At 30.9% G+C, this 14,425-nt stretch carries 14 protein-coding genes and 1 other annotated feature (1 of these 15 running past the window's edge); of the genes, 1 reads left to right on the top strand and 13 read right to left on the bottom strand.

Translation table 11 applies throughout. The features are described 5' to 3' along the window. Window positions 1–81 (bottom strand) — a binding site (T-box leader); it reaches 126 nt to the left of the window's first position. 30 nt (window positions 82–111) lie between these two features. The 12 genes from E0K96_RS00445 to rpsO form a co-directional block, all read right to left on the bottom strand. Continuing rightward, window positions 112–1,017 (bottom strand): hypothetical protein, encoded by a 906-nt coding sequence (locus tag E0K96_RS00445; protein WP_087244082.1) that lies wholly within the window; start codon window positions 1,015–1,017, stop codon window positions 112–114. Next, a complete protein-coding gene (locus E0K96_RS00440) occupies window positions 1,014–1,697 on the bottom strand; it encodes a LysM peptidoglycan-binding domain-containing protein (protein WP_168080357.1) in 684 nt (227 codons plus the stop codon). Before E0K96_RS00440 ends, E0K96_RS00445 begins: the two co-directional genes overlap by 4 nt. 95 nt (window positions 1,698–1,792) lie before the next feature. Then, window positions 1,793–2,101, bottom strand: a complete 309-nt coding sequence (locus E0K96_RS00435; protein ID WP_168080355.1) for a PTS sugar transporter subunit IIB — start codon at window positions 2,099–2,101, stop codon at window positions 1,793–1,795. A gap of 163 nt (window positions 2,102–2,264) precedes the next feature. Beyond that, window positions 2,265–2,855, bottom strand: coding sequence for a ribosome biogenesis GTP-binding protein YihA/YsxC (gene yihA, locus E0K96_RS00430; RefSeq protein WP_087936766.1), 591 nt, complete (start codon window positions 2,853–2,855; stop codon window positions 2,265–2,267). Window positions 2,856–2,898: 43 nt separating this feature from the next. Continuing rightward, window positions 2,899–5,226 (bottom strand): endopeptidase La, encoded by a 2,328-nt coding sequence (lon, locus tag E0K96_RS00425; protein WP_087304214.1) that lies wholly within the window; start codon window positions 5,224–5,226, stop codon window positions 2,899–2,901. Window positions 5,227–5,320: 94 nt separating this feature from the next. Beyond that, a complete protein-coding gene (tig, locus tag E0K96_RS00420) occupies window positions 5,321–6,601 on the bottom strand; it encodes a trigger factor (protein WP_168080353.1) in 1,281 nt (426 codons plus the stop codon). A 64-nt stretch (window positions 6,602–6,665) separates the two neighbouring features. Then, window positions 6,666–7,589 (bottom strand): DUF3196 family protein, encoded by a 924-nt coding sequence (locus tag E0K96_RS00415; protein ID WP_168080351.1) that lies wholly within the window; start codon window positions 7,587–7,589, stop codon window positions 6,666–6,668. Window positions 7,590–7,716: 127 nt separating this feature from the next. Further along, the gene (locus E0K96_RS00410; protein ID WP_087244089.1) at window positions 7,717–8,835 is read right to left on the bottom strand and encodes a 6-phosphofructokinase; all 1,119 of its coding nucleotides are present in this window, start codon (window positions 8,833–8,835) and stop codon (window positions 7,717–7,719) included. Between the two features lie 117 nt (window positions 8,836–8,952). Beyond that, the gene (locus E0K96_RS00405) at window positions 8,953–9,501 is read right to left on the bottom strand and encodes a Maf family protein (RefSeq protein ID WP_087244090.1); all 549 of its coding nucleotides are present in this window, start codon (window positions 9,499–9,501) and stop codon (window positions 8,953–8,955) included. After that, window positions 9,494–11,626, bottom strand: a complete 2,133-nt coding sequence (pnp, locus tag E0K96_RS00400; protein ID WP_168080349.1) for a polyribonucleotide nucleotidyltransferase — start codon at window positions 11,624–11,626, stop codon at window positions 9,494–9,496. Before pnp ends, E0K96_RS00405 begins: the two co-directional genes overlap by 8 nt. A 125-nt stretch (window positions 11,627–11,751) precedes the next feature. Continuing rightward, a complete protein-coding gene (locus E0K96_RS00395; RefSeq protein WP_168080347.1) occupies window positions 11,752–12,123 on the bottom strand; it encodes a hypothetical protein in 372 nt (123 codons plus the stop codon). A gap of 162 nt (window positions 12,124–12,285) precedes the next feature. Further along, entirely contained in the window at window positions 12,286–12,552 is a 267-nt protein-coding gene (gene rpsO, locus E0K96_RS00390; RefSeq protein ID WP_087245886.1) for a 30S ribosomal protein S15, read from the bottom strand. Between the two features lie 169 nt (window positions 12,553–12,721). On the opposite strand from rpsO, the gene E0K96_RS00385 reads away from it, so the two are divergent. Further along, window positions 12,722–13,573, top strand: a complete 852-nt coding sequence (locus E0K96_RS00385; RefSeq protein WP_168080345.1) for an NAD(P)-dependent oxidoreductase — start codon at window positions 12,722–12,724, stop codon at window positions 13,571–13,573. On the opposite strand, the gene E0K96_RS00380 is transcribed toward E0K96_RS00385, so the two are convergent. Beyond that, a complete protein-coding gene (locus tag E0K96_RS00380) occupies window positions 13,568–14,422 on the bottom strand; it encodes a DMT family transporter (RefSeq protein ID WP_168080343.1) in 855 nt (284 codons plus the stop codon). The two genes, E0K96_RS00385 and E0K96_RS00380, sit on opposite strands and share 6 nt — an antisense overlap. Window positions 14,423–14,425 lie beyond the last annotated feature (3 nt).

The following is a 14,425-nucleotide window of genomic DNA, read 5'->3' as shown; positions in this document are numbered from 1 at the left end:
ATTTCTTCTTCTATCTCTTCACACCAACCAGAGATTCTCTTTAAGAATACAAAATGTACTCCTCCTCTTCAACGTCTATTATATTCTAACAAACCTGACTATCAAAGTCAATTATAACTGTGTAATAAAATCATGAATTGAATCTAAATAATATAATAAGCGTGAAAGCTTAATAATGTTATCAATTTCGTCATGTTCTAATTGAATAATAGGCACAATATTCATTAAACAGCAAAGTAATAATTTTTCTTCTTCTCTTAATTCAAACTTTTTCAAATAGGATTGACTCAAACAATCCAAATCAAAAAGAATATCTGGTATTTTTTGATACATATCAAATATATCATAAATGGGTAAATCCATTTCCAGATAATCAAGTGATATTAAACATTTAGATTTCAGTGAAATATGTTGATAATCAAAATTTTTATATGTGATACAAATACGAATAGATCGACAATTTTGAACACAATTCATATACTGTGATAAATATTGACGTGCTAAACATAGCGCATCATAGATACGATAATAATTCATAACAAGCAGCCATTGACTAGGTGAACGGTAAAGCTCATTTTCATAATTTGTAATCATCTGTTCATAATAAGCCATACGTTCCTGAATCACTTTTAAAACATCATTTTCAAGTGTATGAAAATATTGCTGATTAACTTTCATATCATAAAAACTATGACCATGGAGATAAGCTAGTGTTTCAAAATAGAATTGAATTTTCATTTCCTTGAGATGTTGTGAACCACTTTCAATAAACGGCATAAGATAAAGATATTGTTGCTGATAAGAAGTCAGATATTCATGATGATCATTCGGTATGATATGAACAAAACAAGATAAATTCAATGTTTCAATAGAATCATACATATTCTGTAATGATTTCTGTGATGTGATTTTTGCAACATAGTATCCTTCTTCACATTTTAATTTAAAAACATGTGAACTTAACTTAATTTCACCAATAACATGAAGTCCATAGTTTTTTAAAATAATTTCCTTCATATCATATATGGAATAATAACGATTGTTCCCTGGGTTAAAGAACGCTCATGATTGTACTGCTTAAGAGCATATTCATCTACTTTATAATGTCTGGCAATAGTTTCATAGCTATCACCATCTTGAACAACATAGAAATAATATGTGCCTAAATCTTCATCATTATTGACATCTTCACTTTCTTGAACAGGCATATCAACTTGTTTATCTTCCAATGGCCTTGTCTGTTGAATTGTCACTTCCTTTGTTTCAGGAATAGCATCCACAATTTTTTCTTCTTCACGTAAAAGCTTTTCAATCTCTTCTGCAGGATCCACTTCTTCATTTCTCGTCACTGTATCAACAACACGATCTTCATCATCCAATACCCCATATACGTAAGCCTGTATAACCAATGACAAATTACCATCAACAAGATGATAATCAAAATCTTCTACTTTCACATGAAAATCTCTTTTATCTGTAATCTTTTCAAATAATGCGAAAATATCTAAATCTATTGTTTCATGAAATTGATGTTTTTCCTGTGTATCTTTATATTCACCATTAATCATAATACTACCAACCGCACGCATTCCATCTGTTTCCATCTTATAACGAATAGATTCATCAACAGATATTGAAATTAATTCATGAAGTTGATGATTCAAATCAACCATTTTTTTAAAATATATCTTTTGCATACAATCCCTCCTATCAAACTGTATGCATAAGATTGAAGAATATGAATAAGAGAAACTTTGACAATAAAAAAAGTAGAGCTTTTGTCTCTACTTCATTATTGATTCTTTTCAAGTATGGCTAATGCCTGTTTTAAAACAGATTGACCATTCATCATTCCATAATCTTTCATATCTATATGAGCAACTGGAACCCCAGGTGCTTCAGATTCAATTTTACGTTGAGCATAACGTACTTGAGGTCCTAATAAAATAATATCTGTTCGATTGGCATTAGCTTTCACCTCATTAGCACCAACAGCCCAAATTTCTGCCTCTATACCTTGTTCTAAAGCTGATTTCTTCATCTTTTCAACAAGTAAACTTGTAGACATACCAGAAGCACAGCATAACATAATACGTATCATTTTTTCTTCCCCCTCCCTATATCTATTATACAAAAAATGAAAAGATTTGTTAAGAGCGAGATTATTTGTTATAGCATATGAAAAAATAGGTATTATTGTGTAAAGTTTATTTCTTGACTCATTCACTATTTAATTTTGAAACAATAATTTTTAATCACTATTTTTAAAGTTCGCATAATTGAAAAATAGCTTGCCATAATTCGTCAATTCCAACTTTATTTAGACTTGAAAAACGAACAAACAGATCCCCTTCTTGAAAATCCAAAGTTTCTTTAATACGTTTTTCATTTTTCTTTAAATCATTTCGTTTTAATTTATCTTCTTTTGTTGCCACAACAATAACAGGAATCTGATAATACTTAGCATACTGATACATTTGAACATCATCATGAGTCGGTTTATGTCGATAATCCACAATTAAAATTAAGCCTTTTAACAAATCGCGTTCTCTTAAATATGTATCAATCATATCTGCAAAGCTTTCTTTTATAGCATCACTGACTTTCGCATAGCCATAACCAGGAACATCTACCAAACAGATTTCATCATTAATATTAAAGAAATTTAAAGTACGTGTTTTACCTGGTGTTGAAGAAACTTTTGCTAATTTTTGATGATTCGTCAATGTATTAATTAAGCTTGATTTACCGACATTACTGCGTCCGGCTAAACAAACTTCTGGTAATTGATGATCTGGCCATTGTGATTTCCATGCTGCACAGAGCAAAAACTGTGCTTTGTTTACCTTATACATATCTTTCTCCTTTCAAAAAAAGCTACTGATTCAATCAGCAGCTTTATTGTTTCACTAAAGCATTTTCTAAAACAGTATCAATATTATCTGCTAATATAATATTCAAATCATTTTGAACTGATTCAGGAATATCATCAATATCCTTTTCATTATCTTTAGGAATAATGATTGTACGAATACCACTACGATGTGCAGAAATTGATTTTTCTTTAAGTCCACCAATTGGTAATACTTGTCCTCTTAATGTAATTTCACCTGTCATAGCAACGTCATCACGAACAGGACGATTGCTAAAGGCAGATAAGATTGCTGTTGTTAAAGTCACACCAGCACTTGGTCCATCTTTTTTCACTGCTCCCTCTGGAACATGGATATGAATATCTTGCTTATCAAAAGCAATGTTTTCTAATCCATATTTTTGAGAATTTGCTTTCATGTAATCTAATGCAATAGAAGCAGATTCTTTCATAACATCACCAAGCTGTCCAGTAATAATAAATTTACCACTACCAGCAAAATGATTAACTTCAATTGGTAAAATATCTCCACCATATTGCGTATATGCCATTCCAGTAACAACACCTACTTGTGGCTTATCTAATTTTTTAGTATGTTCAAATGGTGCTTTACCAAGATATTCTTCTAAATCTTCAACATTTAATGTAAGCATTAAAGACTGATCTTTTAAAATTTTCAAAACAGCTTTTCGACAAATTTTAGCAATTAAACGTTCTAATTGTCTAACTCCTGCTTCACGTGTATAATGACGAATCACATACATTAATGCATCATCTGATATATGAAGCTGTTCATCTTTTAATCCATGGACTTTACATTCTTTTTTCAATAAATGTCTTTTAGCAATTTCTAATTTTTCTTGTTCTGTATATGAAGATATCTCAATGATTTCAAGTCTATCTCTTAATGGATCAGGAATACTTCCAAGATCATTTGCAGTTGCGATGAATAAAACTTTTGATAAATCATAAGGTTCTTCTAAATAATTATCAGAGAAGAATTGGTTTTGTTCTGGATCAAGAACTTCAAGCATTGCACTTGTTGGATCCCCTTTATAATCACTAGACATTTTATCAATTTCATCTAATAAGAAAACCGGGTTCACAACACCTGCTTTTTTCATTCCTTGAATAATTCTTCCTGGCATAGAACCTAAATAAGTTCTACGATGTCCTCTAATTTCAGCTTCATCTCTTACTCCACCTAATGAAGCTTTTACAAATTTTCTACCTAATGCTCTTGCAATTGATTTAGAAATAGAAGTTTTACCTACTCCTGGAGGACCAACCAAACAAATAATTGGAGCATTTAAAGACTGAGTCATTTGTTTAACAGCTAAGTGTTCCACAATTCTTTCTTTTGGTTTTTCTAATCCAAAATGATCTTCATCAAGAATTCTTTCTACTTCATTGATATCTTGTGTATCTTCAGTTTCTTGATACCAAGGTGTTTTCATAACCCAATCAATATAAGTTCTCACAACATTGGCTTCAGAAGAAGCAGGTGGCATCATATCATATCGTTTTAATTCTTCTTCAATCTTATCTTTGATATGTTGAGGATAAGGTTTTGATTGAATTTCTTCACGAATATAATCTGTATCATCTTCTTTACTAGGTGTATCACCAAGTTCTTCTTTAATTGCACGTAATTTTTCTCTTAAATAATATTCTCTTTGATTTTCATCAATACTTTCTTTGACTTTAAGATTAATTTTTTCTTCTATTTCATTAATTGTCTTTTCTTCTTCCATGCTTGCAAGAACTAATAATAAACGTTTATTAATATCACATTCAGCTAAAATAGCTTGTTTTGTTTTTAATTCGACATTAATATATTGTCCTATTGTATCAGCTAATGCACTCGCACTCATGCCCTGTGACAAACTTGCAAAAACTTCACGAGGGAAAACCTGAAGATTTTTATGCATTGTTTGCATCTGATCTGTTAATTTTCTAACTAAGGCAATTTCTTCAGCACGGTCACCATGAATATCTTCAAGATATTTTGTTTTTGCAAAAAGACAACCATCTCTTTCTTCAAGATTTAAAATTTCTATTCTTTTTTGACCTTCAACAGTCAATTTGATTGTTCCATGATTATCTCTTTTGATTCTTCTTTTAATTTTGCATAATGTTCCATAATGATAAACATGATCAAAATCTGTATTTTCATCAAGTGGATTTGTTTGAGAAATAAAAACAACGTTTTCATCAAATTCATTCACACTTAATTCAATTGCTTTAAGGCTAAAGCTTCTTCCTACATCTAAAGAAATTTCATGAGAGGGAAAAACAACCATCCCTCTAGTACAAATGACAGGTAAATCAACGACAATATCTAATTCATCCATAATTCATGACCTCCTTTGTATTTTCATTATTATATATAATAATGAGTCACTTGTCTATTCATTTGTTTTAATAAAACAAGACGCTTGAAGCGTCTTATTTTACATTATCTTTAATCAATTGAACAGCTTTACGAGTAGCTAAATCATTTCTAATTTGTCCTAACTGTCCTTCAAAGAGTTTTTTCACTTCGTCGAATTCTCTTCCATAGTAAGTTGCAATTTCTTTGATTTCGTCATCAACTTCATCATCGCTCACTTCGATATTTTCAACTTTAACAATTTCAGATAAAATCAAATTAAATTTCACACGTTTTTCAGCTTGTTCTCTCATTTCAGCTTTCATATCATCAAGTGTTTTACCAGTTAATTGTTGGAATAAATCCATTGTTAAACCTTGTTGAGATAAATTTTGTTCAACTTCTCTTAACATTTGTTGAAGTTCTGTTTCAATCATTGCATCAGGAACTTCAAGTGGTGTATTTTCAATAACAGCATTGAAAATATCATCACTGAATTTTGCTTCAGCTTCATTTTGTTTTCTGTTTTTGATTTGTTCTTTTGTATAAGTTTCTAAATCAGCTAAAGTTTCAATACCATCAACATTAACATCTTTTGCTAATTCATCATCAATTTCAGGTAAAACTTTTGATTTAATTTCATGAACTTTAACTTTGAAAGTTGCTTTTTGTCCAGCTAAATCAGCAGCCTGATAATTTTCTGGGAAAGTGACTTCAATTTCTTTTTCTTCACCAACACTCATACCAATTAATTGTTCTTCAAAACCAGGAATGAATGATCCTGAACCAATTTCTAATGGATGGTTTTCACCTTTTCCACCTTCGAAAGCAACACCATCTTTAAATCCTTCAAAGTCAATAACAGCTGTATCACCGTTTTCAACTTGACCATCTTCTTTTATAACTAATTCAGCAAATTGATTTTGATAATTCTTTAATTCAGCTTCAATTTCTTTCTTTGTAACTTTAACTTGTGTCTTTTTCACTTCTAAACCTTTGTACTGACCTAATTGTACTTCTGGAGCAACTGGTGCAGTTACAGTTAATTTAAGAACATCTTCTGAAATTTCATCAATTTTCACTTCAGGTTGCCCTACTGGACGAATATCATTATCCAATAAAATACCTGAATAATTTTGTTGTAAAATCATATCAGTTGCTTCTTCTAAAATAGTTCCTTTTCCAAGTCTTGCTTTGACCATTTGTTTAGGTACATGACCTTTTCTAAAACCATCAATCTTAACTTGTTTTGCTAATTTGTCTAATGCTTTTTCTTGAGCTTTTTTCCATTCTTCAGTTGTGAAAGTCACTTTAACTTCCATCATAGATTTTTCAAGTTTATTACAAACTGTTTCCATTTATACTTCCTCCATTATTTCAACACGCTTATTATACATGAAACAATCACATAATGCAACTATTTTAACACTCAACTTGTTTGAGTGCTAAAATTTGTTCTTCAATTGCTTCTAAATCACAATAATATAAAATTTCTAATTCTGACAAGTCAACATCTATAGAGAGTAATGTTGCCACATAATAATGAATTGAGGCTGCCCAGACATTATAATCCATTTCATCAATTTCCTGTGGATAGAAAGAATACAGTAAATATTCCAAATATTCCTGACACTGTTCAAAAAGTGAAGGATTATCACTTTCTAATGCATTTTCAAGATACTTTAAAATACCTGTATAAGCAAGCTGATCTAATACCATTGGCATATAGCTTGGATTAAAACTATAAATCTGACCAAACTTCTCAACTTCCATTTCTTCATCAACCTGCTGATCGATCATAATTTCCATCAATAAAGTCTTTGCAAAAAAATGTTTGTTTGGATCCATCAAATAAGTTTTAATTGTAGGAATAATCATACGAACATTCAATTGCTGTAATTGATCAAGTGCCATATACAACAAATCTTCATTACAATCTTTTTTGTTTAACAATTGATTAATTTCTTCTATTGAAAAAATTTGATTTTTATTTTCAACTTCATATCGGGCTTCCTGCTTTTCAAGTAAAATTTCGTCATAAGCCGTATTAAACAAAGTTTCATATTGATAAGGTATATAAGGCATAGACAATTCTTCAATTAATAAATCTATTGCTTCTTCATAGTCACCCAATTCTTTTAATGCCATGATGTACATAGATATAACATCATAATATGTTTCTTTGGCCAAAGCCTTTGCATGAGCGCCTTCATATTTTGCTTTTTCAAATTCGCCTAACCCAATGAAACAAACAAGTCTTAAATATCTTGTTTTTTCATCATTCATATCATGAAGCTGATTTAAAGCTTGAAGATATTCACCATTTTCAATCAACTCTTCAATCAATTTTATCCCTCCTTTTGACTTGTACGAGATATTCTATCAAAATTTAAATATTTAAGCAAATTATTTTTACATATTTTATCATTCTACAAAAAACTGTTATACACAAACATGTATAACAGCCCTTATGTTATTCATCACCAAAGCAAACACCAACAGCTTTAGCAGCACGAACCAATTCACCATTTGGATCGACACGTTTTTGTTTACCGAATTTAGCATCACCAATAACTTCTTCTAATGATGTATAATCCATATTTTCTCCATGAAGAGTCACAACATTACCAAATAGTCCTTCATCAATCAATTCACATGCTTTAACTCCAAAACGAATAGATAAAATACGATCATAAGGAGTAATATCTCCACCACGGATAATATGTCCAGGATTAACAGAACGCACTTCATGATTTGGAATCACTTTTTCTAAATCATCCGCTACTTTTGCAGCCAAACCACTATAACGTACTGGATCAGGTGAATCTTCTACAATTTTACCAATGACTTTTGTACCATCAGCATATTTTGCTCCTTCAGCTACTGCAATGACAGTATAAGGCAATCCCTGTTCATCACGTTTAGCAATATGTTTAGCAATATTTTCAATCGTAAATGGAATTTCTGGAATTAAACAAACACCAGCATTTCCAGCAAGTCCTGCATATAAAGCAATCCATCCTGCATCTCTTCCCATTAATTCACAGCAAATAACACGATGATGAGATTTAGCAGTTGTCTGTAAACGATCAATAAATTCAGTTCCTACACTCATTGCACTGATGAAACCATATGTAAGGTCTGTACTAGATAAATCATTATCCATAGTTTTAGGAACTCCAATAACATTAACACCTTTTCTTGAAAAATCTCTAGCACTTGTTAGCGTTCCATCTCCACCTAAAACAACAAGAACATCAACACCAGCTTTTTTCAAGTTTTCTACACCAACATCACTGACATCTTTTTTAACTTTTCCACCTTTTCCATCATCTACCAAATAGTCAAAAAGATTATCTTTATTAGAACTATATAAAATAGTTCCACCTTCCTTATAGATGTTTTCAACTTTTTCTTCTGTTAATTCAATATAGTTATTGTTATATAAACCACGGTATCCATAAACATAACCTATAACTTCCCATCCATATTTATGAATAGCTGTTTTTGTAATTGTTCTAATTACTGCATTTAATCCTGGACAGTCACCACCACCAGAAAGTAATGCTATTCTTTTCACTTTCTTTTCCATATCATTATCCTCCACATTTATTTTCCATTCTTCATTATAATAAAAATCATCACAGAAAACAACAAAAAATGAATCCGTTTACAAAATTTCGTATAAAATAAGAAGTTAAAGATGTTTTCATTGTTTTAAACATTCTTTAACTTTTGTTATAGGTAAACCAATGACATTATCACGATCACCAACAATATAATCAACAAATACACTAGCTTTCCCTTGAATTCCATAAGCGCCTGCTTTTCCCATCCATTCATTGGAATCTAAATAATCATCAATCATCGCAGTTATATCTTTAAAGAAGACTTGTGTTTTTTCACAAAATGTTTTTAAATCATTTCCCATATATATGGCAACTCCTGTATAAACATCATGACGATGATGAGATAGACGCATCAATATTTCATAAGCTTCCTGACGATCATGTGGTTTACCAATGACACAATGATCAAAATAAACCACTGTGTCTGCAGCAATAACAATATCGTGAGGATATTTTTGATGAATAGGATATGCTTTACGCATTGCTAAATCACATAAACGTTTTTCAATAGGTAATGAATCATCTAATGTTTCATCAATAAAAGAAGCATCAACTTTAAAGTCAATGCCTTCTCTTTCAAGCAATTCTTTTCTCCTAGGAGAAGTGCTTGCTAAAATAATTTTACTCATGGTCTTTCTTTTCTTCTTTATGTATTGGTTTAGGAAGCAATGCTTTACGAGAAACATTGACACCCTTATCAGTAATCTTAGTTACTTTGACTTTAATGATATCACCTATTTTTAAAACATCAGAAGCTTTATTGATACGTTCATGAGCAATATCTCCAACATGTAAGAAACCATTTGTTCCTTCAAATAATTCTACAAAAGCAAATTTATCTTCAACACGAACAACTTTTCCATCATAAATTTCACCAACTTCTGCTCTTCTTACAATATTTTCAATAAGTTTGGCAGCAGTTTCAATTGCTTGCTGATCATAATGATAAATTGTTACACGACCATCTTGTTCAATATCAATTTTAACATCATTAGATTTTTCAATAATTTCATTAATTGTTTTACCACCAGTTCCAATAACATCTTTAATTTGATCTGGTTCAATTTTCATCATATAGACTTTTGGTGCATATGGACTCAAATGATCTCTTGGTTCACTAATAGCATTCATCATACATTCCATAATCTGCTGACGTCCTACTTTTGCTTGCGCTAAAGCTTCTTGTAAGATTTCTTTTGTGATTCCATCAATCTTGATATCCATCTGTAAAGCACAGATACCATTTTTTGTTCCAGCAACTTTAAAATCCATATCTCCTAAATGATCTTCCATTCCCTGAATATCTGTTAAGATTGTATAATCATCGCCTTTTTTCACAAGTCCCATTGCAACACCACTAACCGGATTACTAATTGGAACACCAGCAGCCATTAATGCCATAGATGATGCACAAATAGAAGCTTGTGATGAAGAACCATTAGATTCTAAAACTTCAGAAACAACACGAATTGTATATGGGAATTCTTCTTCGCTTGGAATAACCTGAGCTAAGGCTCTTTCACCTAAAGCACCGTGTCCAATTTCACGACGACCAGGCGCACCCATTCTACCTGTTTCACCAACAGAGTATGGTGGGAAATTATAGTGATGCATAAAACGTTTTTGATCTTCTAAACCTAAACCATCAATTTTTTGATGTTCTCCTAAAGCACCTAATGTACATACAGAAAGCACTTGTGTTTCACCACGTGTAAATAAAGCAGAACCATGTACTCTAGGAAGTAAATCAACTTGTGCATCCAATGGACGAACTTCATCAATTTTACGTCCATCAGGTCGAATCTTATCTTCTGTGATTAATCTTCTTACTTCATCTTTTTCTAAATCATGTAAAACGATTTTAACCTGTTTAATAACAGCTTCCTGTTCTTTTGAATCAGCATATTCTCTAGCTTCAAATAAAGCGACGACTTCATCATTGATTTCATCAATAGCTCCATATCTTTCTAATTTACCAGGAATAGAAACTGCCTGAATCATTCTCTCTTTAGCTAAAGATTCTACTTCTTTTACAATATTTTCATCCAATTCAAACAAAGGAATTTCAATTTTTTCCTTACCATATAAAGCCACAATTTCTTCTTCAAAAGCAATTAACTGCTTAATAGCTTCATGACCAAATAATAATGCATTTAACATTGTTTCTTCATCAACTTCTTTAGCATCAGCTTCAACCATGTTAATGGCTTCTTTAGTCCCAGCAACTTCTAGATTAATTAAACTTCTTTCCATCTCTTCAGGACCAGCATTGATTGTAAACTGTCCATCAATCAAACCAACATTCACACCTGCAATTGGTCCATTGAATGGAATATCAGATAAACATAAAGCTAGTGATGCTCCAAGCATCGCTGCCATTTCTGGTGACGCATTCTGATCCACTGATAAAACAGTATTCACAACTTGAACTTCATTTCTAAATCCATCAGCAAATAATGGACGAATAGGACGATCAATCATACGTGCCGTTAATGTTCCATGTTCACTAGGACGCCCTTCTCTCTTTAAAAATCCTCCTGGGATTTTCCCAACTGAATATAATTTTTCTTCATATGTTACTGTTAACGGAAAAAAGTCTACGTCTTTAGGCTCTTTTCCAGCCACTGCAGTAGATAAAATCACTGTATCATCATATCTTACCAAAACAGAACCATTAGCCTGCTTAGCAAGTTCACCTGTTTCAACAGTTATTGTTTTCCCATAAAACTCTAAACTCATTACATGTTTTGACATATTATATTTTTCACCTCATTCATTATCTTTGTCATTATAGCATATTTTACAGTAATAACAAATCATTTCTTTATCATATTTTACACAGATATTCATAAAAAAAGATGACCGAAGTCATCTTTTCACTATTTATGCTTTGATAATTCCTTATCCTTCATTTCTTTAACCATTTTCGTCAGACGTTCTTTTTCACTTTGAAGTTGTCCATACATTTCTTGTGTGTCCATCTTCTGATGAGATGAAATATGTTTATTTGCATTTTCATGAAATGTCTTTTCATAAGATTCCTCAGCTTTTTCATGAATACAATGGCGTAAAGCTTCTAAAGTTTTATGTTTTTGTTCTTCTTTTTCTTTCATTTCCTGAATTTCTTTTTTTAATTCAGCCTGATTGAAAATAACTCCATTTTCTTTATCCTGATTATTTCTTTTTTCTTGATCTTTAAATACCTTTTGATAAGCGTCTTTTGCTTCTTGAATAATATCTTCCTTACTCATATTGTCGTCCTCCTTCATTTGACGAACTTATTATATAATGATTGATTTCAAAAAAACATAGACGCTCAACATTTGATTACATGATTAACAAAATTTATGATTGAAAATGATATTTCTGTTATTTTTATTTACAAAAAGAAAAGATATTCATTTCGAATATCCTTATCTTCTTAATCCTAATTTGTCAACTAATGCTGTGTATCTATCAAGATCTTTATTTTTTAAATATTTTAATAAATCTCTTCTTCTACCGATTTTCTTTAAAAGACCTCTGTTTGAATGATAATCTTTTTTATGAACTTTAAAGTGTTCATTTAATTTGTTGATATCAGCAGTTAATACAGCGATTTGTACTTCTGGAGAACCTGTATCTCCTTCTTTAGTTGCGTATTCTTTCATAATAGCAGTTTTTTCTTCTTTAGTTAACATTATTTATTCCTCCTTTTATTTGACTTAGCTATGTCCAAGAAATAGGTCGAGGACTCTTATATCCTAGATATAGCCGCATTTGTAATTATAAAGAAAGCATAGGAAAAGTCAAGTTATTTATTGATTTTCATGAAAAGAATTTATAAAATATTTCAAAGGAGGATATTTCATGAATAAAATAGCATTTATTGGTGTTGGCGTTATGGGTAAACCTATGGTTCAACATCTTATTAGCGCTGGATATGATGTAACAATCTATACACGTACGAAAAGCAAGGTACAAGATTTAATAGATCTTGGTATTACCTGGAAAGATAGCGTTTATGAATGTATACAAAATCAAGACATAATTATGACAATGGTAGGCTACCCTCATGATGTTAAAGATATTTATTATGGTCCAAAAGGAATCATAAACAATGCTAAGCCAGGAGCTATTCTTATAGATTTGACAACATCATCGCCAAAACTTGCAAAAACAATTTACAACGATGCCAAAGCACATCAGTTAGAAAGTTTAGATGCTCCCGTATCTGGAGGAGATTTAGGAGCCAAAAATGCAACACTCTCTATTATGGTTGGTGGAGACTATACAACTTTTCAAAAAGTTCAAAAAATATTAGATATCCTAGGTACAAGTATATATGTAGGAACAAGCGGTATGGGTCAACATACCAAAATGGCTAATCAAATAGTGATTGCTGGAACCATTGCAGGTGTCAGTGAAGCCATTCACTATGCCAAAGAACATCAATTAGATATGAATATATTGATGCAATGTATCACCAAAGGTGCCGCTGCCAGCTGGCAGTTAGAACATAATGGACAAGCGATGATTGATGAACAGTTTCAGCCAGGGTTTTATATCAAGCATTTTATCAAAGATTTAAAAATTGCTAAAGAGGAAATGGATCATCAAGAACTTCCTGTCTTAAATACTGTCTTACAAATGTATCAAAGTCTTCAAGAAGACAATCTAGGAACACAGGCTCTCATACACTATTACGAAGAAAACTCATGAAGTTTTCTTTTTTTGTATCATAATCAAAGAAAGCATTAATAATAAAAAACTGATAAAATGCATCAAATCAAAACTTTCATTTAAAAATATTAAAGATTCTATATAAGTAAACACAGGATTTAAACTTAAAAAGAAACTTGTTTGAACTACTCCAATTTGTTGAATAGCTTTCATATAAGTGATTTGTATAAAAGCAAACCCTAGACCAGAAATAACCAAAAATAAAATCCAGTCCCATATATTTAACGAACTTAACTGATAAAATCTCAATTGTCCATCAAATAAACAATGTCCAAGTAAAAAAAGAGAGCCAAATAATAATTCAAAAAAAGTAAAACTTATACTATGAGAAATATTCCATTTTTGAATAAGAATATTACCAGAAATATAGAGAATCATACCAAGCAGAAGATAAAAGAATCCAATCTGTATTGAAAAAATCTGAAAATGAATAGATAGTAAAAAAGCAAACAATGATAAAAACATAGCTATCCATTCTTTAAATGTATAATGATTTCTTAAAAAAAGAAATGATAATAAGAAAGTTACTGTTGGAGATAAAGCATTCATAAATGCATTATCTACCCCTTTTACTTGATTCATACCCAAGAAAGTAAAATAGAAGTTTAAATATATAGATAGAAGTGCAATAATGATTAATTTCTTCTTATTTGGACAATGTAAAGGAATATGAGTAAAACAAATATACAAACCTAAAAATAAAAAAGATAATAAGACTCTTAAAAATGCTAAAAATAAAAAAGGAAGCTGATTCAGCAATAATTTCATAACAATAACATTACTTCCCCAAAAAAAGCTTGCTAAAAAAAGTTGAAAATAAATGGACATACT

The organism is Massilimicrobiota sp. SW1139, from assembly GCF_012027715.1.
In the GTDB taxonomy this organism is placed as follows: Bacteria; Bacillota_I; Bacilli_A; order Erysipelotrichales; family Coprobacillaceae; genus Allocoprobacillus; species Allocoprobacillus merdigallinarum.
Note: the sequence above shows the minus strand (reverse complement) of the source record. Positions and strands in the feature narration are given on the sequence as shown.

Excerpts from the sequence above, each read along its gene's own strand:
- E0K96_RS00445 (WP_087244082.1), bottom strand. The coding sequence starts at position 1,017 with ATGAAGGAAATTATTTTAAAAAACTATGGACTTCATGTTATTGGTGAA.
- E0K96_RS00440 (WP_168080357.1), bottom strand. The coding sequence starts at position 1,697 with ATGCAAAAGATATATTTTAAAAAAATGGTTGATTTGAATCATCAACTT.
- E0K96_RS00435 (WP_168080355.1), bottom strand. The coding sequence starts at position 2,101 with ATGATACGTATTATGTTATGCTGTGCTTCTGGTATGTCTACAAGTTTA.
- yihA (WP_087936766.1), bottom strand. The coding sequence starts at position 2,855 with ATGTATAAGGTAAACAAAGCACAGTTTTTGCTCTGTGCAGCATGGAAA.
- lon (WP_087304214.1), bottom strand. The coding sequence starts at position 5,226 with ATGGATGAATTAGATATTGTCGTTGATTTACCTGTCATTTGTACTAGA.
- tig (WP_168080353.1), bottom strand. The coding sequence starts at position 6,601 with ATGGAAACAGTTTGTAATAAACTTGAAAAATCTATGATGGAAGTTAAA.
- E0K96_RS00410 (WP_087244089.1), bottom strand. The coding sequence starts at position 8,835 with ATGGAAAAGAAAGTGAAAAGAATAGCATTACTTTCTGGTGGTGGTGAC.
- E0K96_RS00405 (WP_087244090.1), bottom strand. The coding sequence starts at position 9,501 with ATGAGTAAAATTATTTTAGCAAGCACTTCTCCTAGGAGAAAAGAATTG.
- pnp (WP_168080349.1), bottom strand. The coding sequence starts at position 11,626 with ATGTCAAAACATGTAATGAGTTTAGAGTTTTATGGGAAAACAATAACT.
- E0K96_RS00395 (WP_168080347.1), bottom strand. The coding sequence starts at position 12,123 with ATGAGTAAGGAAGATATTATTCAAGAAGCAAAAGACGCTTATCAAAAG.
- rpsO (WP_087245886.1), bottom strand. The coding sequence starts at position 12,552 with ATGTTAACTAAAGAAGAAAAAACTGCTATTATGAAAGAATACGCAACT.
- E0K96_RS00385 (WP_168080345.1), top strand. The coding sequence starts at position 12,722 with ATGAATAAAATAGCATTTATTGGTGTTGGCGTTATGGGTAAACCTATG.
- E0K96_RS00380 (WP_168080343.1), bottom strand. The coding sequence starts at position 14,422 with ATGTCCATTTATTTTCAACTTTTTTTAGCAAGCTTTTTTTGGGGAAGT.